The sequence below is a fragment of the Sphingobacterium sp. DR205 genome (assembly GCF_011064245.1).
Taxonomy (GTDB): domain Bacteria; phylum Bacteroidota; class Bacteroidia; order Sphingobacteriales; family Sphingobacteriaceae; genus Sphingobacterium; species Sphingobacterium athyrii.
On sequence record NZ_CP049333.1, the window covers coordinates 6259475 to 6284312 of the forward strand.

Genomic DNA, 24838 nt, shown 5'->3' on the forward strand with positions numbered 1-24838 from the left:
CAAAAAACCTTCATGCATTCACAAGCACCAAAAGCCATGAAACCGACTGAAGATTCTTGCTGACCAATAAGAAATACACTTTTAGAAAAAAAAGAGCTGCCCTCAGCTACATCCTATTCAAAAAATTATTATTTGAACAGGTGCAGCCTAGGGCAGCTCCTCCTGATTGAACGATGGTGTGAAAGATTATTCTACACCATATTGTTGTTTATACGATTTTTCCAGTTCAGTCACCTGTTGCAGCAATTGTTTTTCCGAAGTGGAAGCCAATATACTTTTATAAGCACCCAGAGCCCGTAAAGCCGTCCCGATATTGGAATATTCCAGTTCAGCTTTTGTTTGAGCGATATCCTGATACCAGCGCATATTCTGCGTCATAAATTTCAGATTACGATTGACAATTTCATTCGCACGCTTGTTTTCACCTGTTTCATACAATACATTGACAATTGGAATATAGCCTAAAATATCACGCATCAAGTACACACGTTTCGGCATCTTCTCATAAGTTTCAACGGCCACTTTACGCGCCTCGTCTTTATGACCTTCCATCATTAATTGTGTTGCTGTTCCGCCCATCACTGTATTGGTGATCATGGTGATCATGCGGTAGGATTCAGGATCTAAATAAGAAGCATTCGCCATATTACCCCATTGATATTTTGTTGTAATATCCTTAAAAGCAGACTGTGTATTCACTAAAGTTCCTTCAGATCCCGCAGGAGTCGCAATAGGCATTAAACGTAAAGCAAAACCCTCCTGTACCAGATATTTATCCAATCCAAGGTAGTTATCGTTTGGAACGGTCGCCGCAAAATAAATCGGACGCTTCCAGTTATTGTTCACCAGAACATTTAGGATCGACAGTTCCGCTCTTGACACATAGTTTCGATTATACGTCCATGTCATGGTATCGACAATAGATTCCTGCCATGCTTTGGGAACCACATTATTTTTCAGCACAGCATCCTTGTTTACCGGAAGACTAAAATTTTTGGTCGGTAAAAAGTTTTCAAATTTACCACCACGCAATTCTAATTTATTTTTTTGGTCATCAGACAATAAGATCTGCATCACCAAATCAAGATCTACGTGACCGGGTACTTTCATATCTTGATAATAAAGCACCTCACGGACACCTTTTTTGAACTTTTCGTCATCAATATTGATTGGCAATCCATCCGCTTGGTTCACCTTTTGTTTCATCTGACGCATATACCAGTCAGAACTCAACAAGCTCAGGTTGACCACCCTTACATCGGGACGATAATTTTCAACTTCTTGCACATACCATAATGGATACGTATCGTTGTCACCATAGGTGAATAAAATGGCATTGGGTGCACAGGAAGCCAGGTAGTTTTTGGCTAAATCACGTGCGGTTGTTTTCTCCGAACGATCGTGATCGTCCCAGTTTTGGAATCCCAGTAATACTGGAGCCCCCAGTAAACAGGCCGCTGTAGCCACCCCTGCGGCCATCTTCCCATCCACCTTTTTACTTAAATAATCCGCAATAGCGAATACGCCCAAACCGATCCATATCGCAAAGGCGTAGAATGAACCCGCATAGGCATAATCACGCTCACGTGGCTGCAATGGGCTTTGATTCAAGTATAAGACAATAGCTAGGCCTGTAAAGAAAAACAGTAATCCTACGATTCCGGCATCACGTTGTCTTCGGCCAAAGTGCCAAAATGCGCCGATCAAGCCTATGATTAGCGGCAAGAAATAGTATTTATTATTTGAAGGATCAGTTTTCAACGAATCCGGAATGGCATTTTGTCCACCCACATGCATCTGATCAACAGGTTTAGCACCGGAGATCCAGTTCCCTTCTGTAAAAGACCCCTGTCCTTGCTGATCATTCTGACGGCCGGCAAAGTTCCAAAGGAAATAACGGCCGTACATGTGTCCGATCTGATAGCTGAAGAAGAATTTCAGATTATCCCCAAATGTAGGCGATTGTCCTTCTGGGATCTTTAAGTAATCACGATAATAATCAATATGACCTTGATCTCTTGAACTATAAACACGCGGGAAAAACATCGTCTTATCGTATTTATAATTCATGCCATTCTCTACTTTCGTATATTTATCACTATCTTTTCGATAAGTATAAGTTGCCTCAGCATCCACTACTTGAGCATCGAAAGTCGGCCCGTTTAGAAGTGGCTCACTCGTATATTGCTCACGGCCCAAATAACTTACAAAAGAAAAGGCATTGTCTGGATCACTGTTATTCAAGGTCGGGTTCGCTTTGGCGCGTACCATGATCATCGCAAACGAGCTATAACCAAAGATGATAAATGCGGTACTGATCAAAATCAGGTTCAGCATCGGTTTTGCTTTTTTGATCGAGTACCAGATACCATAAACAAAAAGAGCGATGAGCAATATAAAAAACAGATTAAATCCAGTACCGAAGCCCATGCCCAGACTATTCACAAAGAATAAATCAAAATAAGCGGCAGCTTTGACAGTGTATTGGATAATACCCCATAAAATCAGGGCCAGCACAACAACACCGATCAGGAATGCTTTGGTTGCTCCCGAAGAAGTCACTGTTTTTGAGCGTTTAAAATAAATCACTAAGGCGATGGCCGGAATCACAAGAAGGTTCAATAAGTGCACCCCGATTGACAAGCCCATCACATAGGCGATAAAGATCAGCCAACGGTCAGCACCAGGCTCATCAGCATGATTTTCCCATTTTAAGATCCCCCAAAATACAACAGCGGTACAAAGCGAAGACATGGCATACACCTCAGATTCAACAGCGGAAAACCAAAATGTATCCGTGAACGCATAAGCCAATGCACCGACAGCACCTGAACCAAATATTTTGATCAAGTCCGTTGCAGTATAGGACTCGCCGACTCCTTTTGCAACGACTTTCTTTGCCAGTGCTGTGATCGTCCAGAACAAAAACAGAATCGTCAGACCACTACAAACAGCAGATCCCACATTCATCCAAAAAGCGATCCGTGTGACATCACCTCCGGCAAGATTGGAGAAGATGTTTTGAATCATTAAGAATAATGGTGCTCCCGGCTGGTGCACAATTTGAAGTTTAAAGGCTGAGGCAATAAACTCACCACAGTCCCACCAACTCGTCGATCGTTCGGCAGTCATGACATATGCTACTGTTGCAATGAGCGCACATATCCATCCTAAAAGATTGTTGATTTTAGTATAGTTCATAAAATGATAACTGTAAAAGTATTATAATACGGCTCGAAAATAAGGATAAGTTAATAAGAAATGAACTTTATTCTGATTTTTTAACACATATTAATTGAAAATTTTCATTACGCGATGCAATATTGGCTGTAAAGAAAGCAGAACAAAGCCATTGATAAGCTGGAGCAGGCCAATACCTAAGCTAAAAAACAGTAAGTATGTCTTAAATTTTAGGGCAAAACAAAAATTATTTATTTGAAAATCAAGCCCAATGCACTTTACAACACATTTTTATTTGCAGAAATAGGAATAGTCCGTATATTTGCATCATCAAATGTGAACGACATCATCACGATAACGAACACAATTGAATTGTTTGTCCGATAGTATAAGGGTAGTACGACAGTTTTTGGTTCTGTTTGTCTTGGTTCGAATCCAGGTCGGACAACAAACAATAGAAAAGGCTTGCAATCGCAAGCCTTTTCTGCGTTATATGCAAGGCTTATTATTTATAAAAGGGTTTAGATTTTTTTTAATTTGAATTTTGATTTTTAAAACAAATCTCTATCTTTGCGTCGTCAAAAAGAAAAAGACGGAAACGTTGACTTTTTAGAGACATTGTCCGATAGTATAAGGGTAGTACGACAGTTTTTGGTTCTGTTTGTCTTGGTTCGAATCCAGGTCGGACAACTTTTAAAGTTAAGAGTATATGGATTGTGCAAACAATCCATTTTTTTTAATGTTTAACTTTAAAAAATATTAGGGAATAAAAATATTGAATAAACGACAATACAATAACCCAACATAAATATACAAAACCATGCCTTTGCAATTCAACACGGTTAAACTATTTGCAGGTTCTGGCACTACAGAACTGGCTGAAAAAATCGCACAATCTTACGGGAAACCTCTAGGAGACAAAACATTATCGCGTTTTAGCGACGGTGAGATTCAACCATTCTACAATGAATCTGTACGTGGAGCCGATGTATTTATCATCCAATCTACCAACCAACCTACCGACAATCTTTTTGAATTATTGTTGATGACAGATGCTGCAAAGAGAGCCTCAGCGCACTACATTACAGCGGTGGTCCCCTATTTCGGTTTCGCAAGACAAGATCGAAAAGACAAACCAAGAGTTGCCATTGGCGCAAAAATGATTGCCAATCTGTTGACAGCAGCTGGAATTCACCGTATCATGACAATGGATTTACATGCCGCACAAATCCAAGGTTTTTTCGATATCCCTGTTGATCACCTCGATGGCTCCATTATTTTTGTTCCCTACATCAAATCCCTAAAACTCCCTAACTTGACAATTGCATCACCGGATATGGGTGGGTCATACAGAGCGCGTACTTTTGCTAAATTCTTCAATGCAGAAGTGATCATCTGTGACAAACGCCGTAAACGTGCAAATGAAATTGAATCAATGTCTATCATTGGTGATGTAACGGATCAGGATGTTGTATTGATCGACGATATCTGTGACACAGCCGGCACACTTTCAAAAGCTGCGGCTTTGATCATGGAAAATGGTGCGAGATCTGTAAGAGCAGTCTGTACACACGCGGTGTTATCCGGCAAAGCTTATGAAACAATTGAAAACTCCGTATTATCAGAAATGATCGTAACAGATACCATTCAATTGGATCCAGAAAAAGCAAAACAATCCACAAAAATTAAAGTATTGTCTACAGCTGATCTGTTTGCAAAAGCAATCACCAGCGTCAACCAACATACATCTATCTCTGATTTATTTGATGTCGAATAGTCTTTTTTAGTATAGCGTATTGAGATATTAGTATTTAGACTCTCGTATGGTAAGCCTTCGGCTGAAATACTGGAGTCTTTTTCTTTCCCCCTCAATATCAGCAGTTTTTTTTGATAATACCAAAATTTAAATTATCTTTGCACCTCAAAATTTATAAAAATTAAAAGATGAAATCAATTGCTATTAGCGGTTCTGTAAGACAGAACGTAGGGAAAAGAGATGCAAAAGAATTACGTTACCAAGGTTTAGTACCGGCAGTACTTTACGGAGGTAAAGAACAAACTGCTCTTTCTGTATCCGCAGCTGATTTGAAACCAGTTCTTTACACTGCTGACGTTGTAATCGTAGAATTAAACGTTGACGGTCAAACAAAAAGAGCTATCGTTCAAGACGCACAATTCCACCCATTGACAGACCTAGTTACTCACGTTGACTTTTTAGAATTATTTGATGACAAAGAAGTGTCTTTAAATATTCCTATCAAATTAACAGGAACATCTCCAGGTGTTAAAATGGGGGGTAAATTAGTTCAAAAATTACGCAATTTACGCGTAAAAGCATTACCTGCTAACTTGCCACAAGAAATTGAAGTACCAATGGAATCTTTAGAAGTTGGTAAATCATACCGTGTAGCTCAAGTTCAATTGGACAACGCAAAAGTATTGAACAATGCTGACGATACAATCGTATCCGTTATCATGTCACGTGCATTGCGTCAAGCTGAGCAAGAAGCAGCTAAAGCAGCTAAAGGTGGTAAAAAATAATCTGAACAAGATTCTTAAAATACTACAGAAAGCACCGAAATTCGGTGCTTTTTTGTTTATTAAATTTTTATTTTTGCGTCATGAATTATCTTATCGTTGGATTGGGAAATATCGGTAGTGAATATGCCGATACGCGGCACAATATTGGTTTTATGGTTGCCGACGAGCTCGTTAAACAAGCTGGCGCTAGTTTCTCGCTGTTAAAATTAGCCTATTATAGCGAATTTAAACAGCGAGGGCACAATGTCACCGTCATCAAGCCGACTACCTATATGAACCTCAGTGGCAAAGCGGTCAATTATTATATGCAGCAATGTAAAGTACCTATCCAGAATGTACTGGTGATCGTTGACGATCTGGCCATTCCCTTCGGCTCTCTACGTATGAAGCCTAAAGGCAGCAGTGCTGGCCACAATGGACTTAAGTCCATCGAGCAGCTTTGTGGGGGACAGGTATACCCTCGCCTACGTTTTGGTATCGGAGATAATTATCCCAAAGGCAGACAGGTGGACTATGTCCTTGGTCCCTTCGATAAAGAAGAACAGGCGGAACTTCCGGCATTGATAGACCATTCCGTTAAGATGATCCAAAGCTTTGTTAATATTGGCATTGAGTTGACGATGACGAACCTCAATACAAAATAAAAAGGGACCGCAGTCCCTTTTATTTTATTCTATCCGAAAATAATGATTATTACCCTTTGTCCCTTGCTGTCGCAGCGCGATTTCGTTCTTTATCAAGTTCAGTATTGATTATTTTCTTTATCTTTCCATTCAGTGGTTCCCCATCTCCCTTCCCATCATTCAATTCCCCCGCTTTTTTCTTTGTCGTTATGAGAATAACACCATTCGACCCTGCTGTACCATAAAGAGTCTGTGCACTTTGATTTTTAAGAATTTCGATGGACGCAATATCTCCGGATTTCAGATCATTGCGGTCTTTAGATTGCACCTGGCCATCAACAACAAACAACGGTTTTTCTTTTCCCGATAGACCACGGATCCGGATGCCATTAATATTCTTAAGTTCTTCCTCTACCTTCGCAGATGTTGTCGTTCGCGCCACAAATTTCGCGGTTTTCCCCGGGCTATCACTTTGGACAGCTTTTCCTTCAAACGTTATTGTTTTAGCATCATTCCCCTTATTACCCTTTTTATACCCCACTACCGTAATTACCCGATCATCAGGGCTATTTTCCGATTTGGGTATGTGTGACGTTTTATCTACTTTATCCGGATTTTCCTTTGCCCATTTTTTTGTGGTCACTTCAATAACACCATTTTTCCCTTCTTCACCATATTTTGCCCAAGCAGAGCCATCCTTAATAACATGAATACTTTCAATATTATTTTGATCCATATCTCTCATTTCCCCCGAACTTATTCGTGCACCATCAACCACATACAGAATATTAGCAGGATACTTGATCACTGCGGCCTTAGCTTTACTAACGGAGTCCTGTCTGACAAAGAGACCTGTCACTTTTCCTTGAAGTTTGCCAGTACTACTTCCTGTTTTGGTAGTGATCAACAAGACACCATTTTCACCCTTCTCACTATAGATTGCTGTAGCAGATTTATCTTTTAATACTGATATTGATTCAATCTGCTCTGGAGCAATTGCATCTAGTTCTTCTTTACTAATAACTTCCCCATCCACCACAAACAGCGGATTACCAGTCGCATCAGAAGCGCCTTTGATTTTCAAAGAACCAATCTGACCGCTCCATACGGTAGTCCCCTTCGACCGGCGAGTTGTATCTATCTTAATCGTATCCGTACCGTGGGCTTCCTTGAGTACTTTTCCCGCTTCACTGGCCATCTTGACCGATAGTGGATCACCCTGCTGTGAACCTGCAGCTAATTTCAAAAGCGTAGTCTCATTTGCCTTTTCAACGACATCTTCGATATTACCCTCCGCTTTGCTTACGGTAAATGCAGCTCCCGTTAGTAAAAATATAGGCAAAAGAAAGGCATATTTACTCAGTTCTATCTTGGATGACCTCTTCTTATTCATCATCATAATGCGACGTTTTAATAGTTTAAAATTAAATTGATTGCTCAACCCGATTGAAGTGCCCTTTTTGGACACATTCAACAGGCTATATTGGTAAGTCTGTTTGTCAATTCCTTTATTGAGCACCTGTTGATCAGTCAGAAACTCCAAATTTTGGCGAATGGCTCTGCGCATGAACCAGACGAAAGGATTGTACCAACAGCTCACCAATATGATTTCAAACAGTAAAATATCCAAGCTGTGAAGGCCTTTCACATGAATATCCTCATGCTTAAAAATATCTTTCAGTTCAGCATCCATATGCTGTCCCTTATTGACATAAATTTTATTCAAAAACGAAAATGGCACAATAGGGATAAACACATTCCTAAAAAAATACGTCTTCCACTGATCGGCTTTGGAATGCAGATGAACCCTTAAGAGGCTGAATAACTGGAAAACAAATTTCAACAATAGAAATGCCGCGCCCAACATAAAAACGAACTCTACCAACCCACCCAGCGTCAACCGTTCCTGCATATCCTGTTCTTCCATATAAAATGAAATCTGCTCACCCACCAGCCCCACGTCTAATCCACCTCGTACAAAAAGCGATTTTAAATCCAAAAACGGATATATAAAAGCAAATAATCCACCTGTTAAAAAGTATGCTCTATTCAATGAATAGAAAGTTAAGCCTTTCAATAGCCCAACATACCCCAAATAGATGATGCTCAACAGCAGATTGACTTGTATAATATAGGTCAGCAGATTTTCCATCGTATTAAGATTTGTTATTTTTAATCATATCCATAATCTCCTTGAGCTCGTCCTCGGTTAGCTTCTCCTCTTTCACGAAAAAAGAAACCATCTCTTTATAAGAATTTTTGAAATAATCACCTACAAAAGAGTTCATAAATTTCGCCTTATAATCCTGCTCACTGACCATAGGTTCGTAACGTTTTGCATTGGCATAACGCACAGCTTTCACAAAGTCCTTGCGCTCCAAATTTTTTACAGTTGAAGCTAAAGTTGTATAAGGCATCTTCTCCCCTTTAATGTTATCTAGAATCTCTTTGATAAAACCTCCATTTAGGCTCCAGATAGATTGCATTGCCTGTTCCTCTTGTGCTGTTAACTTTTCCATATCTAAATTCTTTCTTTACTAATCTTTCACTAATCTACGAATTATTCGTAAATACCAAAAATATTTTACATTTTTTAATTATATCCTCGTCAACAACATCTAAAGCCCCGATTCTTTGTAACGTTACAATATGAATCAATATTTGACATATTTAAAATCAATCCTATCGAATATAAGATGACTGGCCGAAAATTTGTTATACCTTGTTTTTTATTTTAACTTTCGACTGTATATTATTTTATTTTCGCTACTTGACCGGCAGTATTATGATGAAATCATACATGCCTTTCTGTGCTAGAAATGAAACTTTAAACAGGAGTAATTCAAAACAAATACAACAAAATATAAATGGCTAAAAGCATCAAAGCGATCAAATGCCCGCATTGTGGCAGCATAAAAGTCAGCACAATACGTCCCGACTATTACAAATGTGATAGTTGCGGAACCGAGTTTTTTTTAGATAATGATGACATCAACATCAATCACAATTACAACTACCCACGCAACAATACCGATCAATATAAAGCTATCCGAATCGTATTGTTTGCTGTTGTGGGCTTTATTGCACTCATGTTCATTATTGGTGTATTGAGTTCTATATTCTCTAAAAAATCAGAACCAAATTATTCAACTTATAGTTCGTCCAACACTGCAGAGAAAAAAGAAGAAGCCGAACCGCTGGAGTGGAATTACGCAAGCAATACATTATTTCTGGACAAAGATAACTCTCCACACGTCGTCGTCGTGGGCAATGTCGGAACTTCCAGGAACCGATTTGATGAAGGCAAAGACAACAAAGTATATATCGGATTATTTGACCCCAAAACTGGCAAAAAGGAATGGGTAAAGCAGCTGATGGAAACTCCCGTCGAGTTATCAAGTAGCGACGTTAATTTACAGGTATTTGAAGACCAAAACCTTTACATCATCATCAAATCCAAGTATATCTATCAATTGGACAAAAATAGTCTAACCTACAAAAGTGTCCTTGAAAATTACGTCAAAGATGCTCCGGCACTCAGCACCGGCATTGCCAAAGTTGAATTCAAATACGAAGATTATGGTTCTGCCTATCAGATTATGAACAATGAAGGGCAAAATATCGCCTATTACCCTTTAATCAATAAATCAATACCGGATAAGCAGCTTTACGATGAACGGAGGAAAAAACTCCCTAATCCAACGACAAAAACGGAATTCACTTTTTCAAGTAAATCCAGCTCCTATCCAGAGGAAAAAATTCAGTTAATTCAATACACGTATTACTATCAATATGGCTACCCCAAAGATAGCCCCCGCTTTTCCTGGGATAAAGATTTTGGTGGATCGGGTATTTTTACCGACCGCGATCCCTACAAAAAGGTACTGATCAATCCATGGCAAATTAAAGGAGCCCGTCTGATTAGTTTTAAAGACTTTACACCGGGTCGGCTCTATTTTCAGCCTGTCGTGGTTGCTCAGAATGACAAAACGCTTCTGATCGCGTACAAACCAACACCTGCGGAAGATGATCCGCTACAGATCCAGCTATTGGATATATCGACCGGTGCGATACAGAAAACAGTCGCCACAGACCTTAAATCCATTTATGGAAATGGCTGTCTACTCAAAGACGGTTTTATTGTAAAAGGTTCGAGCGACTATTACTATTTTGATAATAGTGGAAAACAAATCAATAAATTCGAAGGGTATAATCCCAAATTCGACACATTAAATTAAATATTATGGGACTATTCAATCTTTTTAACAACCAATTATCCGAGGTCATTGAGTGGAAAAATCAAGACCCTCGTGTATTATGGTATAAATTTCCTTCCGAAAGGAATGAAATTAAGAATTCCAGTAAACTTATTCTTGCCCCGGGACAGGGCTGTATCCTTGTCTATGAAGGAAAAGGCGAAAACCTCCTTACGGAGGCAGGTACCTATAATTTAAAAACGGATAACCATCCTTTCTTCACCACATTAGCGCGATTAAGACAAAATTTCGAGTCAGAGCATAAGCTTTATATTTATTTCTTCCGTACGGCCGCCATTGTCAATCAATCCTGGGGAACGGGAAACCCGATCAAATATATTGACCCGCAATATAATCTGCCCGTGGAAATAGGCTTGAACGGTACTTTTTCTTACGTCATCAAAGAACCGGTACATTTCTATAAAAATATCGTCGCCAATCAAGACACAGTTAGCACGGCAGCCATTCAAGATATTATTAACAACCGGATTCCACAACAGATTGTCGCACAGATTGCACAGAAGAAATTAGGTTATAACGAAATCGATAGTCAGCTGCCTATTTTGTCCACGGACATCAAAACAGCGGTTGAACAGGATTTTAAAGATCTTGGTTTAGAAATTACAGATTTTAAGATCTTGGGAACCCAATTTGACTCAAACACACAACGTCGAATTGGTGAAATTGCTGACTTGACGACACAAAATCAAGCTGCACAGCAAGCAGGTTTGAGTTATGTGGAATTGGAAAAATTACGCGCACTCCGGGATGCCGCTAAAAATGAAGGTGGACTGGCAGGTATTGGTGCACAACTTGGTGTGGGCATGGAGCTGGGCAAACAATTTGATCTACAAAAAGAAGAGATCAAAGACAATATACAAGCAGAAGGAGATTTTGTCGAAAAACTGCAAAAACTACAATTGCTACTGCGCGAAAACATTATTACACAGGACGAATTCGACGCGCTCAAAAAACAGATTCTTAACAAAATATAACCCATCATGAAATACATCTTTGGCATATTATTCACCCTGGTTATCCTATTCGTCGCCACCTATTTTCTATTGGGGCTCTGGGGTATCCATTTCCTGGATGCTGAAAATTTCGGCAAAATCCTATGGACAACAGGAATTTTAACGTTAACATCTATTATTTTGGTATGCTTCGTCATCCTACCTTTTTTTGGCTCGGGCAAAAACGGGAAATATGAAGATAAGGGAAAAGTCGCTCAGCGAAAAATAGATTAATATTTCGGGACATAATAAGATAGTGTTAAATTTGAATAAACTATTTGCGTATTTAAGTAAATTGTTATTCAATATTATCCAAAATGACGTAATGATGTCATTTAAATTCCAAAAGAACTTTCAGTTTTAAATATCAAATAGTTAAATTTGTGAGATTAGCATACAAATCAGATATAAGATAATATATAAACATGTCAGATAAAGCATCTATAAATTTAGACGGCACTTCTTATGACCTTCCGGTCATTGTCGGTACTGAAAATGAAAAAGCAGTTGATATTTCCAAATTAAGAGATCTAAGTGGATTTATTACGTTAGACCCGGGATACAAAAACACGGGTGCAACAAAAAGTGCGATTACTTTCCTTGACGGTGAAACAGGTATATTGAGATATAGAGGATATCCAATTGAGCAATTGGCAGAGAAATCGACTTTCCTGGAAGTTGCTTATTTACTTATCTATGGAGAGCTTCCTAAAAAAGAGGTATTGGAAAAATTCAGAGCTGACATTAAAAAGCAAATGATGATTCACGAAGACATGAAAAATTTCTTCGCTGGATTTCCTTCCAAATCCCACCCAATGGGCCAACTTTCTTGTTTAGTAGGCGCCTTATCTGCATTTTACCCTGAATCTTTAAATCCAAACCTAACAGACGAAGAAGAAGATCAAACGATCATCAATCTTTTGGCCAAAATGCCAACGATCGTTTCCTGGATTCAAAAGAAATCACTAGGTCATCCGGTCGTTTATCCTAAAAATAACTTAGGTTACATAGATAACTTCTTAAACATGTTATTCGGCGAGGTTAACGACGAAAAAACATTCGATCCTGTTGTGATTGATGCCATGCACAAATTGCTTATTTTACATGCTGATCACGAACAAAACTGTTCTACATCAACAGTTCGTATCGTAGGTTCATCCAATGCCAACCTTTATGCATCTGTTGCCTCGGGTATCAATGCCTTGTGGGGCCCGTTGCATGGCGGTGCTAACCAAGCCGTAATTGAAATGCTTGAAGCGATCAAAAATGATGGTGGTGATGCAGAAAAATACCTTGCAAAAGCAAAAGACAAAAATGACCCGTTCCGTTTAATGGGATTCGGTCACCGTGTATACAAAAACTTCGATCCACGTGCTAAAATCATCAAAAAAGCATGTGATGATATTTTAGAGAAATTAGGCGTTCAGGATCCCGTATTGGACATCGCCAAAAAACTTGAAGAAGCAGCATTAAATGATCAATACTTTATCGATAGAAAGCTTTATCCAAACGTCGATTTCTATTCAGGTATTATCTACCGTGCATTAGGCTTTAAAGCAGATATGTTTACCGTATTATTTGCGTTGGGTCGTCTTCCGGGATGGATCGCACAATGGAAAGAAATGCGTGAAAACAAAGAGCCAATCGGCCGTCCAAGACAAGTGTATGTTGGACATACAGAACGTAATTACGTTGAGTTCTCAAATCGTTAATTCGATTTATCAGCATAAAAAAAGCATCCCTAGGGATGCTTTTTTTATGCTGATAAGGCTTACTCAAGCAAAATCTTCATACTCAAATCTAAATACTGATATCCCCAATATGTCACGATAATCTACTTGTTTAGTATATTTTAATTTTTCCCTATCGAAATTCCCTGTTTTTCGTTAAGTTTGCGTATTCATTGGTCGCTTATTAAAAATCATTATAAATAAGACTTGATAGATACAATACTACATATCTTGGTTCCAATTGCTATTTTCACCTTTATAGCAGCATTTACCTTATTTGCAGTATATGCCGAGCGTAAGATTGCGGGATTTGTCCAAGATCGTCTCGGACCAATGGAAACCGGAAAATATGGTAGCCTACAGACGATAGCGGATATCCTTAAATTACTTCAAAAAGAATTAATAACACCCACATTAGCCGACAAAATTCTTTTTAGAATTGCCCCAATCATTATTTTTGTGGCTGTTTTCACCGGGTTTTCGGTCATTCCTTGGGCCAAAGATTTTATTCCGGCGAATACTCATACCGGATTATTCTTTATTATGGCCATCATCTCCATTGACGCATTGGGGATTTTGATGGCTGGCTGGGGATCGAACAACAAATATTCCCTACTGGGATCCATGCGTGCAATCGCCCAAATGGTTTCCTATGAAATACCCGTTGGACTCTCCCTGATTACCGTCGTGATGTTAACACAGACTTTAAATCTCAACGAAATCGCAATCGGCCAGGGCATTCTGACCAACGGAAGTATCAAATTTTTAGGGTTTTGGGAAGTTAATGAGATAGGCGGCATTTTCGCCTGGAATATTTTTCAGGCCCCCCACTTAATTGTAACCTATATCATATTCTTTATTGCAACACTTGCCGAATGTAACCGGGCACCATTCGATATTCCCGAAGCGGAATCTGAATTGGTCGGTGGTTTCCATACGGAATATGGCGGGATACAATTTGCCTTTATCTTCCTGGCCGAATATGCCATGATGTTTTTGGTGGCTATGTTGGGTGTAGTCCTGTTTCTGGGGGGCTGGAATACACCGCTCCCTAATATCGGCGCAGTACGATTGGCAGACTGGACAACAGGCCTTGTCTGGGGAATCTTTTGGACCTTAGCCAAATCCTTATTTATCGTCGGAATACAAATGTGGATCCGGTGGACCTTACCCCGATTACGTGCAGATCAATTGATGAGCTTATGCTGGAAGGTATTGACCCCGTTAGCTTTTGTTTGCATGGCCATTTCCGCCATTTGGAGAATTTTAATTATAGCATAAGATATGATATTTAAAACGGCTTCCCACGCATTTCGTACAGCAATCAAAGGACTATCTTTGACTGTGAAGCACTTGTTTGGCGCTCGACGTTCGCGTCAGGAATTGAATATCAAAAACGATAATTACTTTGACCATCAGGAGGGCATTGTCACCGTACAATACCCCGCTGAAAAAATGCCTATTCCCGAAGTTGCCCGTTATCAATTGCAAGTGGATATTGACGATTGCATCGTATGTGATCTCTGTGCCAAAGCATGTCCGGTAGATTGCATTGAAATTGAGGCGATCAAATCGCCGGAAGCAATCGGAAAAACTTCAGACGGTAGTGTCAAACGGTTATATCCGGCCAAATTCAATATTGATATGGCCAAATGTATGTACTGTGGCCTATGTACTGTTGTCTGCCCTACCGAATGTATTGTCATGACCAACGAATATGATCGCAGCTCGCAGAAGTTGACCGATCTGATCTACGGATTTTCGGACATGACCGACGAACAAGTTGCGCAGCGCAAAGCCGAATGGACGCAGTTTCAAGCTGAAAAGGAGGCAGCAAAGCAAAAATAAGAACATGGAAATTATTTTATTTTATGCCTTCGCTGTACTGGCAATCGGATCTGCGCTACTATTGGTCAATCTTAAAAATATAGCCCGCGCCCTATTTTTATTTTTTATCGTCCTCTTTGCCATGGCGGGCCTTTACCTCTTTGCCTTAGCCGATTTTGTAGCCATCACACAGATCATGGTCTATGTGGGCGGTGTATTAATTCTGATGTTATTTGCCTTTATGCTTTCCAACAAAGAACTTCTGAAAGATCTTCAGGACAGCAGTGGCTCTTTTCTCAGTATGCCGCGATGGCAGGCCATTGTATTAACCTTGGGTTTTCTGACCCTCATGATTTTCGGAATACGGGAATGGCAGCAGTCACCGCCGACATGGATTCAGCAGGCTAGGGAAAATAATACCGAGATTATTTCAACAGATAATAATATTCAACAAATCGGATTACGATTTATGACCTTCTATGTATTGCCATTTGAAGTCATATCAGTTTTTTTGATGATGGCACTTATCGGAGCATCGCATTTATCCAGAAAGGAGCGCAATAGATGATCACACTAACACATTTTTTGGTTGTTAGTGCCTGTATATTCTGTATTGGCCTTTATACCGTGCTTTCAAAGAAAAATGCCATTATGATCTTAGTAGGTATTGAACTGATGATTAATGCAGCTATTCTAAACTTTGTAGCTTTTGGTAAATACGATAAAGTGAGTTATGGCGGACAGATTTTTGCCTTATTCGCCATTGTCCTTGCTGCTGCTGCGGTTGCAGTTGGATTAGCATTGGTCCTGAATGTCTATAGACACTATAAAACCATCAATCCGGATGAAATAAAAGAATTAAAAGATAAGTAAGAATTGGATCCAGTTGCCCACATATCACCCATATACACAGCGCTGTTTGCAGTAGCCGCACCATTTATTGCCTTTTTATATCAAGCGATGGCTGGCAAACGTGATCAGTCAGGGACCATCTCCCTGATCGCCATTGCATGTAGTTTTATATCCGGTGGATTCACCTGGCTGGCCATCTGGAATCATCCGATTGCGTCTGCTGAGATCAACTGGTTCACCATTGGTGCTTCTACTTTTAAGGTAGGCATCCTATTGAACAACCTGAGCGTACTTATGCTATTGCTGGTTCCCACAGTCGCCCTTCCTGTACATATCTATTCGAGAGCCTATATGAAAGGAGACCCAGGCATCCATCGTTACTGGATGTACCTTAGTCTCTTCTGTTTTGCGATGCTCGGACTGGTGATTATGGATAGCCTGTTGCTCATGTATATCTTTTGGGAATTGGTTGGTTTTGCCTCCTACCTCCTAATTGGTTTCTGGTTTACACGCGAAACGGCCGTACAGGCCAACAAGAAAGCATTTATAGTAAACCGCATCGGAGACCTCGGTTTTCTGATTGGTTTAGCAATCATATTTACGCAATTTAAAACGCTCAATCTAATTGACCTTTTTGGTGAAACCGGATTGATCTATCAATCTGCTGTCACCAATGGACAATGGGTCTCTCCGGTGAACAGTATGGATCAGATTTGGCTCACAATAGTAGGACTGGCATTTTTCCTTGCGGCAATGGCCAAATCAGCTCAATTCCCGTTACATGTATGGCTGCCAGATGCCATGGAAGGGCCAACATCGGTATCTTCGTTGATCCATGCCGCCACCATGGTCGCAGCAGGTGTATTTTTGCTGGCAACCGTATTTCCGTTATTCAACGAAAGTGCATTGTTATTTATCGCGATCATCGGTACAATCACCGCCGCATCCGCAGCCTATTTTGCATTAGGTCAATACGACATTAAGCGCATCCTTGCCTTTTCAACCATCTCACAATTGGGCTTTATGATGGTCGGAATCGGTATTGGAACCTGGGATGCTGCGCTATTCCATTTGGTAACGCATGCCTTCTTTAAATGCTTATTATTCCTGTCTGCGGGAGCCATTATCCATGAGATGGCACACCTCAAAACACATAGCCAACTTGATTTTGACCCGCAGGATCTTCGAAATATGGGCGGACTAAAAAAATACATGCCCAAAACCTTTATCCTGATGAGTGTCGCATCACTGGCACTTGCGGGTTTTCCACTCACATCAGGTTATCTTTCCAAAGATAGTATCGTGATATCTTCCTTTGAATGGGCTTTATCAAAAGGTGGTTTTTACCTCATTATACCTGTTAGTCTTATCATCATCAGTATACTGACCGCATTTTACATTGGTCGCTTAATCTTTAAGGCCTTTTTAGGTAATTTTCGCATCATGGATCAGGTCAAGGACAAATTACATGGTGATCCCCTGCACGAGGCCTCAAAAACCATGTTGATTCCAATGGCCATATTAGGGCTATGCTGTCTATTCCCCCTATTTTCACTCAACCCTATTTCCTATCACGATTCCTGGTTGATGGATGGCCTTCTGTCGGATGAATATATGTTTGCACCAAGTCACAGTGCACACTTGATTATTCCATTGATCTTATTGATCGGTTCGGTCATCAGTTGGATAATAGGTTGGAAATGGTATGTACAACAAACCTATTCACTTAACACCAATAGTCTGGCGCTGAAAGCGGCGTTCAACCAAGGCTATATCAATGAACTCTATCAATGGATCTTTGTTGATGGCACACTGAAACTAGCGAAGTTCTGTTACTGGTTTGACCGTTATGTTGTGGATTCACTAGTTGCTTTTATTCAGTTTATCGTCCTATCCCTCTCCAGATTGAGCGTGTGGATAGACAAATATATTGTAGACGGTTTTGTCAATGCTGTTGCTTCTGTTGCCTACTGGACCGGCAACCAGGTTCGCCTGGTACAGAACGGCAAATTACAGACTGCATTGTATTCCGTTTTTCTATTCGTTTTACTTGGTTTAATTTATCTCATATTTTTCTAGGAAATGCCTATTTTATCCTTACTGATATTTTTACCGCTTCTGGCGACGGCGTTTATCCTCGCCCTACCAACACGATACAAATCGAGTTACAAATATATTGCCTTAGCATTCACGGCTGTCCAATTTGTACTCGCCGGCATATGCTATGCACATTTTGACGCCAGCAAGACCGGCGTACAAGATCTGGCAGGATACCAATTTGTTGAACAACTTGCATGGATTCGCTTGGACTTGGGCTCCATCGGAAAATTAGAGATAGATTACCTGATCGGGATAGATGGTATTTCCATGCCATTACTGCTGCTCAGCGCTTTCGTGATGTTGATGGCAATCGGTGCCTCCTGGAATATACAGAAAAGCCCCAAAGGATACTTCGCCTTACTTATGGTCCTCAACATGGCTGTAATGGGCATCTTTTGTGCTTTGGATTTCTTTTTATTTTATCTGTTCTATGAGGTCATGCTCCTACCGTTATACTTTTTAATCGGTATCTGGGGCGGGGCTAGGCGTGAATATGCTGCGATAAAATTCTTTCTCTATACCCTTTTTGGTTCGGTATTTATGTTATTAATCATTGTAGGTTTATATTTTTCGGTTATCAACCCCGAAACTGGGGCACATACCTTCAATATGATCTACATGATGAATCCACAGAATTATTTAGGAGATTCAATCTTCGCTTGGGATGGCTATCAGGAAATATTGGGTGTTTCGGCCAGATTAGTTGGCTTTGTGGTGCTCTTTTTCGCTTTTGCGATCAAAGTGCCTATCGTACCGTTGCATACCTGGTTACCTGACGCACACGTCGAGGCACCGACACCGGTATCCATTATCTTAGCAGGTATCCTGTTGAAAATAGGTGGCTATGGCATTATCCGTATTTGCTATAGTATCTTCCCGGACATGGCCGCGCTATCCAATTGGTGGCTTGGACTGATCGGCGTCATCTCCATTATCTACGGGGCATTAAATGCCTTGGCACAAAAAGATTTAAAACGGATGATTGCCTATTCATCGGTATCCCATATGGGCTTTGTATTGCTTGGTATAGCCTCATTGACAGCCGAAGGTATTTCAGGCGCCATGTTCCAAATGATTTCCCATGGTTTTCTATCGGCGGCACTTTTCTTTCTTGTCGGTGTGGTTTATGACCGTGTACATGATCGAAACATCTATAGTTTCCGAGGATTAGCTCAGCTTATGCCCAAGTATACAGGCTATGTTGCCATTGCTTTCTTTGCTTCATTGGGCCTCCCTGGCTTCTCTGCATTTATCGGCGAAGCATTTGTTATCATCGGTTCGTTCAACGCCGCCAGTGTAGGTACAGGCCTTCCACGCTGGATGGCCTTAGCAGGTTCTATCGGTATTCTCTTGAGTGCAGCTTATCTGTTATGGACACTACAACGGATGTTTTTTGGAGAGATCAGGCTGAAAGGAGGGGAATCTTGGGCCAATGAACTGACCGATATCAATAGCCGTGAACAGCTGATTCTATTTCCAACCTTGGCTCTTGCTCTTTTACTGGGTATAATGCCATCCTTGGTATTCAGCAACCTCAATGCAAGTGTATTGAATCTGGTCAGCTTTATCCAACAATTTATTTAATCCAGCATGCTCGCATTCAGTCCATATATCAGTTCATTTATTGATCAAATTATTGGTAGTATTCCCTATTTCAAACCGGAATTAACACTGATCATTACTTTTATAGGTACTATTATCGCCAGTCTTTTCGTTGATAAATATTGGGACAAAGCATCGTTTACGATTACAATAGCTGGATTATTGTTGAGTGGTTGTTACCTATTGGGACAAGGATTAAGCCATGTGGAGATGGTTGGATTCTTCGACATGATCCACATTGATACATTCGCAACATCGGCACGGCTGATTATCCTACTTTCAACCCTGCTCATTACAATTTTTATTCAGCAGCGTCATCAGCATGATCGACCTCTGGGAGATTTGTATGCCGTACTCTTAACGGCGACCTTAGGGTTGAATCTTTTGACGATGTCGAGCAATTGGCTAATGATCTTCATCGCAGTAGAAACCGTATCCATCAGTTCCTACGTTATGGTCGGTTATTTTTCGTCCAACAAAGCACAGTCCGAAGCAGCGATGAAATATGTACTCTTTGGATCGACCTGCGCTGCGGTTATGCTCTATGGCTTATCCTTGCTATACGGTTTCACGGGAAACTTAAATTTTGATGCGCCAAGTCATATTGCGGGGCTGATGGAGGCTCCGCAGCTAATGATTAACATTGCCCTCCTTTTTCTGCTGACTGGTATTGGTTTTAAACTGAGTTTCTTTCCTTTTCACGTCTGGAGTCCCGATGTTTACCAGGGAGCACCAACAGTGATCACCACCTACCTGGCGACTGTACCGAAAATTGCCGTTGTGGTACTTCTTTCTAAGCTACTTGCAGCCTGGCTTACTGTATCTTTTTATTTCAGCGATTTTCTGGCTTACGCGATCATCATCATTGCCATTGCAACCATGCTGATCGGTAATCTGGCAGCCCTGCGTCAACAAGATGCCAAGCGGATGATGGCCTATTCTTCTATCGGTCATACGGGCATATTGTTGATGGCGGTATTGGTCTATCAAAATAATGAATCGAATGTCTTACTATTCTATTTATCAATTTATGCCCTGATGAATATCGCTGTCTTTATCTTTATTGATAGTTTGGAAGTCAGCTTGGGCAGCACTTCCATTGACGCTTACAAAGGATTGGGCAAGCAATCTCCCGTATTGTTCACCGCTTTTTCTTTAGTGCTGATCGCTTTGATCGGTTTGCCTCCCACCGCTGGATTTGTCGGTAAGCTCCTTATATTTTCAAAGGTATTCGAACAGTATCAAAGCTTCCAATCCTTTGCCTTGCTTGCTTTATTAATCGTGGGAGCCCTAACCTCGGTGATTTCCCTATTTTATTACTTTAAGATTCCATTGAACGCATTCTTAAAAGACAGTGTGGATCCATATGCTGGCAAATCCAATCCTTTGCTACTCGGTATTGGCTTGCTGTGCACCCTTTTGGTGATCTTGCTTGGACTGTTCCCGGACACCTTGCTTTCTATTTTTTAAAAATCATCACCGCTCTTTCTTCAATAGTGTGATCCATCCCTAATTTTACTGTGTTTATACAGCGCTTGTAATTAAGGATAACTCCATAATATATTTTATATTTGTACCATGATTAGTGCAATAGCAAATCCCATTTTTCAACGTGCTATCCAGGATTACCACGTATACGATCAGATTGATCATCCAATCCAGAATCCGTATGACAAACAATCCCTAGAACATCTCCTGTACTTAAAGTGCTGGATTGACACCGTACAATGGCACATGGAAGATGTTGTACGTAATCCTGCCATCGATCCCAAGGACGGATTATATTGGAAACGGCGCATCGATGAGTCTAACCAGTACCGCACGGATACGGTCGAATATATAGACAGCTACTTTTTGCAGAAATACCAAGATATCGAAGCATTGCCCTCAGCAAAGATCAATACCGAAAGTCCGGCTTGGGCCATCGACAGGTTGTCCATCCTCGCTTTAAAAATCTATCATATGGAGCAAGAAACGCTCCGTTCAGATGCCACAGAAGCGCATATCTCTGCCTGTCAGAAAAAATTGAACATCTTGCTGGAGCAACGTATGGATCTTTCACAAAGTATCGACGAATTATTGACGGCTATAGAATCGGGTGAAAAATACATGAAAGTCTATAAGCAGATGAAAATGTATAACGACCCCGAACTGAACCCTGTACTTTATACATCCGGAAAATAAGGACATGCCATTGCCGCAGCGAATTATAGTAACCCGGTTTTCTGCCATGGGCGATGTCGCCATGGTGGCTTCTGTATTGAAAGAATTTTGCCAGCAGTATCCTACGGTAGAGATTATCATGGTGAGCCGTCAGTTTTTTGCCCCATTTTTTGAGGGCATAAAGAATGTCAGATTCCATTCCTTTGAGCCGAAGACAATTCATAAAGGTTTTTTTGGACTGGTCCGGTTGAAAAAGGAACTGGCAGAATATGGTGCAGACGCTGTAGCAGATTTACACTACAATTTACGCTCGCGCGTACTTGCGGTGTTATTTTCGCTTGCTGGCATGAGGGTCAGACAACTGGACAAAGGCCGTGCAGAAAAAAAAGCTCTTACACGGAAGGAACATAAGGTTAAGCATCAACTGAAACTGACTGTTGAACGTTATGCCGATGTATTTCGTGCGCTGGGGTTCCACGTTGAGCTTAGTCATAAATTGGCGCTTAATTTGCAGGATGTCCCCAAAGTAGCATTCAGCATGTTCGGTAATTTTGATCGCAAAAAAATTGGCATCGCCCCGTTTGCACAACATCGCTATAAAATCCTTTCACAGGTAAAGATGGAACAGATCATGGACTACCTGACACATCATGGATATGATGTATTGCTCTTTGGAGGCGGTAAGGAAGAATTTCAAATTGCACAAAACTGGACTGAACGTTTTCCAAACACCTATAATACGATTGGAAAATTTACGTTGCGGGAAGAACTGGATATCATATCCAATCTGGACCTGATGATCAGCATGGATTCCTCTGGGTTGCATATGGCTTCATTGATGGGCGTAAGATGCCTGTCGTTATGGGGGGCAACACATCCGTACGCAGGATTTACCGGGTATGGGCAACAAGCGGAGGACTGTATCCAAGTGGAGCATCCCAACCGCCCTAGCTCCGTGTATGGCAACAAACCTTGCGATTGTGACGGTACAGAAGCAATTGATTTAATTACACCGGAAATGGTGATCGAAAAAATAACAGCGATAAGATGAAGATAGGATTTGATGCAAAACGCTTTTTTAACAACGCATCAGGTTTGGGCAATTACAGCCGGGATCTGATACGCATTTTATCAAAGTTTGCTCCGCAAAATGACTATATCCTCTATACGCCCAGTACATCTATCGAACGCTATGCGAATCTCGTCAGTCCTGAACAGATTAAGAAACCACAGGGATATATCAACCAAAATTTCCCCAATCTCTGGCGAACCAAAAGAATAGTTTCGGATTTGAAAAGAGATCAGATCGATATTTTTCATGGTCTTTCTGGAGAAATTCCTGTCGATCTAGCTTCTGCCAAAATTAAATCGCTAGTGAGTATGCACGATTTAATTTTCATGCGTTACCCTTCGTTATACCATCCGATTGACCGTTGGATCTATAAAAAGAAATTCGCGCATGCCTGTCGTCGGGCAGATAAAATTATTGCGATCAGTAAACAGACTAAAAATGATATTGTTGAATTTTTCGATATCCCGCCTGAAAAGATAGCTATCATCTATCAAGGCTGCCACGAGGCATTTAAAATAGAAAAGACGGCCATTGAAAAGGAGGCCTTGAAAAAACGCTTAGGATTACCCGATGAGTTCCTGTTGAATGTAGGAACGATAGAAGAACGGAAAAATGCACTTTCCATTGTCAAGGCAATAGAAAATATTGACATACCTTTAGTCATAGTGGGAAAAAGTACCAAATACCAACTTCAGATTAAAGAGTTTATCAGCAAGCATCAAATGGAGCATAGGGTCTATTTTCTTAGTGGCTTGGACATGCAAGAGCTTTCTATTTTATATTCCTCAGCTATCGCATTCATCTACCCATCTATATATGAAGGATTTGGTATCCCCATTATTGAAGCGTTGTATTCAGGCACCCCTGTAATTACTACAGATTCAGGAGTTTTTCCAGAAGCAGGAGGCCCATTTTCGCAATATGTATCACCACATGACATTGAAAATATCCGCCATACAGTCAAAACGGTTATTGAGGATTCTATGCTCCGCCAAGACATGCGTATCAAAGGTCTGGATTATGTTCAAAAGTTTAATGATGAGCATTTGGCCAGTCAGTGGGCAGAGCAATACCTTACACTTTAATTTTCAGCCTTTACGACGGGAATGACTTTTTGCAGTTTCTTCCAGTGTTTAGAGCGATCCCCATAGATAAGGATCTTCCCCAATTTATACTTAAATTTCATGATGCCTTTGTAATCATCAGTATAAATGCGGTACGAGACCTCCGGATTACGCGCAATAACATTATTGATTGCCAGCGAATAAACAGTCGGACCAGTCATCGAATGCACATCGTGCGGAAATCTATTGTTTTCAATATTTTCAACAATGAGTTTGATGGTTTCTTCCAGAAAGGGGTGTCCCTTGTCAAAAATAAGCGCCCATTGCGCAAAATATTGTTGCCACTTTTTCTCCCGCGCCACTACAGCGACATCATCTGTTCGAATTACCTGATCTAATTTACCCGTAATATCACTATCAAGATCCAAATATATACCGCCTCTAATGTACAAGATCGCGTACCTAAAAAAGTCAGCCTTTGCAGCACCTATTTGAAGCCGTGAATAAGCACGATAAGTGCGTTCGTCAAAAGACTCCTTAACAAACGCATCCACTTGAGCATCATCAAAAAACTCTCTACGGTAACCTTTATTTTTTCTTAAAAATCGCCAGATATAAAATTTGGTCAATAAAGGAATTTTATTTGTCTTGAAAGTCTGGTATATAACTTTTGGAATAGCCACTTACTATATTGAATTTAAACACGTAAATAACGCTAATATAACGTCATAAAAAATAATTTGCTATTACTTTTCGTGCAAAAATAATCATATATAATTAATAAGGTTTAAGTTTTTGTATTTGATAATCGAAAA

At 40.4% G+C, this 24838-nt stretch carries 21 protein-coding genes; 17 read left to right on the forward strand and 4 right to left on the reverse strand.

From position 1 onward, the window contains the following. Positions 1-186: 186 nt before the first annotated feature. Positions 187-3201, reverse strand: a complete 3015-nt coding sequence (locus tag G6053_RS26695) for a DUF2723 domain-containing protein (protein WP_165309115.1) — start codon at positions 3199-3201, stop codon at positions 187-189. A 799-nt stretch (positions 3202-4000) separates the two neighbouring features. Here G6053_RS26695 and G6053_RS26700 point away from each other — a divergent pair. The 3 genes from G6053_RS26700 (at position 4001) to pth (ending at position 6365) form a co-directional block, all read left to right on the forward strand. Next, the gene (locus G6053_RS26700; protein WP_108635065.1) at positions 4001-4957 is read left to right on the forward strand and encodes a ribose-phosphate pyrophosphokinase; all 957 of its coding nucleotides are present in this window, start codon (positions 4001-4003) and stop codon (positions 4955-4957) included. A gap of 167 nt (positions 4958-5124) precedes the next feature. Further along, positions 5125-5721 carry a 50S ribosomal protein L25 gene (locus G6053_RS26705; RefSeq protein ID WP_104383968.1) on the forward strand — a complete coding sequence of 199 codons (597 nt, stop codon included), beginning with the start codon at positions 5125-5127 and terminating at the stop codon, positions 5719-5721. A gap of 80 nt (positions 5722-5801) precedes the next feature. Then, positions 5802-6365: an aminoacyl-tRNA hydrolase gene (gene pth / locus G6053_RS26710; protein ID WP_075994222.1), complete on the forward strand. Its 564-nt coding sequence runs from the start codon at positions 5802-5804 to the stop codon at positions 6363-6365. 49 nt (positions 6366-6414) lie between these two features. On the opposite strand, the gene G6053_RS26715 is transcribed toward pth, so the two are convergent. Next, positions 6415-8496 carry a M56 family metallopeptidase gene (locus G6053_RS26715; protein ID WP_165309116.1) on the reverse strand — a complete coding sequence of 694 codons (2082 nt, stop codon included), beginning with the start codon at positions 8494-8496 and terminating at the stop codon, positions 6415-6417. Positions 8497-8500: 4 nt separating this feature from the next. Beyond that, positions 8501-8863 (reverse strand): BlaI/MecI/CopY family transcriptional regulator, encoded by a 363-nt coding sequence (locus tag G6053_RS26720; RefSeq protein WP_104383965.1) that lies wholly within the window; start codon positions 8861-8863, stop codon positions 8501-8503. Positions 8864-9211: 348 nt separating this feature from the next. Here G6053_RS26720 and G6053_RS26725 point away from each other — a divergent pair, with 348 nt between their 5' ends. The 14 genes from G6053_RS26725 to G6053_RS26790 all read left to right on the forward strand — a co-directional run bounded on the left by G6053_RS26725 (position 9212) and on the right by G6053_RS26790 (position 24044). Beyond that, entirely contained in the window at positions 9212-10582 is a 1371-nt protein-coding gene (locus G6053_RS26725) for a transposase (RefSeq protein WP_165309117.1), read from the forward strand. Positions 10583-10587: 5 nt separating this feature from the next. Beyond that, on the forward strand, positions 10588-11595 hold the full coding sequence (locus G6053_RS26730; RefSeq protein ID WP_108635062.1) for an SPFH domain-containing protein: 1008 nt from the start codon (positions 10588-10590) through the stop codon (positions 11593-11595). 6 nt (positions 11596-11601) lie between these two features. Next, positions 11602-11847, forward strand: a complete 246-nt coding sequence (locus tag G6053_RS26735; RefSeq protein WP_108635061.1) for a hypothetical protein — start codon at positions 11602-11604, stop codon at positions 11845-11847. Between the two features lie 191 nt (positions 11848-12038). Beyond that, a complete protein-coding gene (locus tag G6053_RS26740; RefSeq protein ID WP_108635060.1) occupies positions 12039-13325 on the forward strand; it encodes a citrate synthase in 1287 nt (428 codons plus the stop codon). 225 nt (positions 13326-13550) lie between these two features. Beyond that, entirely contained in the window at positions 13551-14624 is a 1074-nt protein-coding gene (gene nuoH, locus G6053_RS26745) for an NADH-quinone oxidoreductase subunit NuoH (protein ID WP_165309118.1), read from the forward strand. Positions 14625-14627: 3 nt separating this feature from the next. Further along, positions 14628-15191, forward strand: coding sequence for an NADH-quinone oxidoreductase subunit I (locus G6053_RS26750; RefSeq protein WP_104383959.1), 564 nt, complete (start codon positions 14628-14630; stop codon positions 15189-15191). Positions 15192-15195: 4 nt separating this feature from the next. Continuing rightward, positions 15196-15738 carry an NADH-quinone oxidoreductase subunit J gene (locus G6053_RS26755; protein WP_108635058.1) on the forward strand — a complete coding sequence of 181 codons (543 nt, stop codon included), beginning with the start codon at positions 15196-15198 and terminating at the stop codon, positions 15736-15738. After that, a complete protein-coding gene (gene nuoK, locus G6053_RS26760; protein ID WP_108635057.1) occupies positions 15735-16043 on the forward strand; it encodes an NADH-quinone oxidoreductase subunit NuoK in 309 nt (102 codons plus the stop codon). Before G6053_RS26755 ends, nuoK begins: the two co-directional genes overlap by 4 nt. Positions 16044-16046: 3 nt before the next feature. Next, on the forward strand, positions 16047-18101 hold the full coding sequence (locus G6053_RS26765) for an NADH-quinone oxidoreductase subunit L (protein ID WP_165309119.1): 2055 nt from the start codon (positions 16047-16049) through the stop codon (positions 18099-18101). 3 nt (positions 18102-18104) lie between these two features. Continuing rightward, positions 18105-19706, forward strand: a complete 1602-nt coding sequence (locus tag G6053_RS26770; RefSeq protein WP_165309120.1) for an NADH-quinone oxidoreductase subunit M — start codon at positions 18105-18107, stop codon at positions 19704-19706. A 6-nt stretch (positions 19707-19712) separates the two neighbouring features. Beyond that, positions 19713-21194: an NADH-quinone oxidoreductase subunit N gene (locus tag G6053_RS26775; RefSeq protein ID WP_165309121.1), complete on the forward strand. Its 1482-nt coding sequence runs from the start codon at positions 19713-19715 to the stop codon at positions 21192-21194. Positions 21195-21302: 108 nt separating this feature from the next. Continuing rightward, a complete protein-coding gene (locus G6053_RS26780) occupies positions 21303-21908 on the forward strand; it encodes a DUF4254 domain-containing protein (protein WP_165309122.1) in 606 nt (201 codons plus the stop codon). A 4-nt stretch (positions 21909-21912) separates the two neighbouring features. Then, a complete protein-coding gene (locus tag G6053_RS26785) occupies positions 21913-22938 on the forward strand; it encodes a glycosyltransferase family 9 protein (RefSeq protein WP_165309123.1) in 1026 nt (341 codons plus the stop codon). Beyond that, positions 22935-24044 carry a glycosyltransferase family 1 protein gene (locus G6053_RS26790; protein WP_165309124.1) on the forward strand — a complete coding sequence of 370 codons (1110 nt, stop codon included), beginning with the start codon at positions 22935-22937 and terminating at the stop codon, positions 24042-24044. The genes G6053_RS26785 and G6053_RS26790 overlap by 4 nt, the downstream gene beginning before the upstream one ends. Here the strand turns inward: G6053_RS26790 and G6053_RS26795 are convergent. Then, positions 24041-24652, reverse strand: a complete 612-nt coding sequence (locus G6053_RS26795; RefSeq protein WP_241254849.1) for a glycosyltransferase — start codon at positions 24650-24652, stop codon at positions 24041-24043. The genes G6053_RS26790 and G6053_RS26795 overlap by 4 nt on opposite strands. Positions 24653-24838 lie beyond the last annotated feature (186 nt).

Coding starts and splice junctions, on each gene's coding strand:
- G6053_RS26725 (WP_165309117.1), top strand. CDS start 9,212: ATGGCTAAAAGCATCAAAGCGATCAAATGCCCGCATTGTGGCAGCATA.
- G6053_RS26695 (WP_165309115.1), bottom strand. CDS start 3,201: ATGAACTATACTAAAATCAACAATCTTTTAGGATGGATATGTGCGCTC.
- G6053_RS26770 (WP_165309120.1), top strand. CDS start 18,105: ATGCCTATTTTATCCTTACTGATATTTTTACCGCTTCTGGCGACGGCG.
- G6053_RS26730 (WP_108635062.1), top strand. CDS start 10,588: ATGGGACTATTCAATCTTTTTAACAACCAATTATCCGAGGTCATTGAG.
- G6053_RS26735 (WP_108635061.1), top strand. CDS start 11,602: ATGAAATACATCTTTGGCATATTATTCACCCTGGTTATCCTATTCGTC.
- G6053_RS26785 (WP_165309123.1), top strand. CDS start 21,913: ATGCCATTGCCGCAGCGAATTATAGTAACCCGGTTTTCTGCCATGGGC.
- G6053_RS26750 (WP_104383959.1), top strand. CDS start 14,628: ATGATATTTAAAACGGCTTCCCACGCATTTCGTACAGCAATCAAAGGA.
- nuoK (WP_108635057.1), top strand. CDS start 15,735: ATGATCACACTAACACATTTTTTGGTTGTTAGTGCCTGTATATTCTGT.
- pth (WP_075994222.1), top strand. CDS start 5,802: ATGAATTATCTTATCGTTGGATTGGGAAATATCGGTAGTGAATATGCC.
- G6053_RS26790 (WP_165309124.1), top strand. CDS start 22,935: ATGAAGATAGGATTTGATGCAAAACGCTTTTTTAACAACGCATCAGGT.
- G6053_RS26705 (WP_104383968.1), top strand. CDS start 5,125: ATGAAATCAATTGCTATTAGCGGTTCTGTAAGACAGAACGTAGGGAAA.
- G6053_RS26720 (WP_104383965.1), bottom strand. CDS start 8,863: ATGGAAAAGTTAACAGCACAAGAGGAACAGGCAATGCAATCTATCTGG.
- G6053_RS26715 (WP_165309116.1), bottom strand. CDS start 8,496: ATGGAAAATCTGCTGACCTATATTATACAAGTCAATCTGCTGTTGAGC.
- G6053_RS26755 (WP_108635058.1), top strand. CDS start 15,196: ATGGAAATTATTTTATTTTATGCCTTCGCTGTACTGGCAATCGGATCT.
- G6053_RS26775 (WP_165309121.1), top strand. CDS start 19,713: ATGCTCGCATTCAGTCCATATATCAGTTCATTTATTGATCAAATTATT.
- G6053_RS26740 (WP_108635060.1), top strand. CDS start 12,039: ATGTCAGATAAAGCATCTATAAATTTAGACGGCACTTCTTATGACCTT.
- G6053_RS26780 (WP_165309122.1), top strand. CDS start 21,303: ATGATTAGTGCAATAGCAAATCCCATTTTTCAACGTGCTATCCAGGAT.
- G6053_RS26700 (WP_108635065.1), top strand. CDS start 4,001: ATGCCTTTGCAATTCAACACGGTTAAACTATTTGCAGGTTCTGGCACT.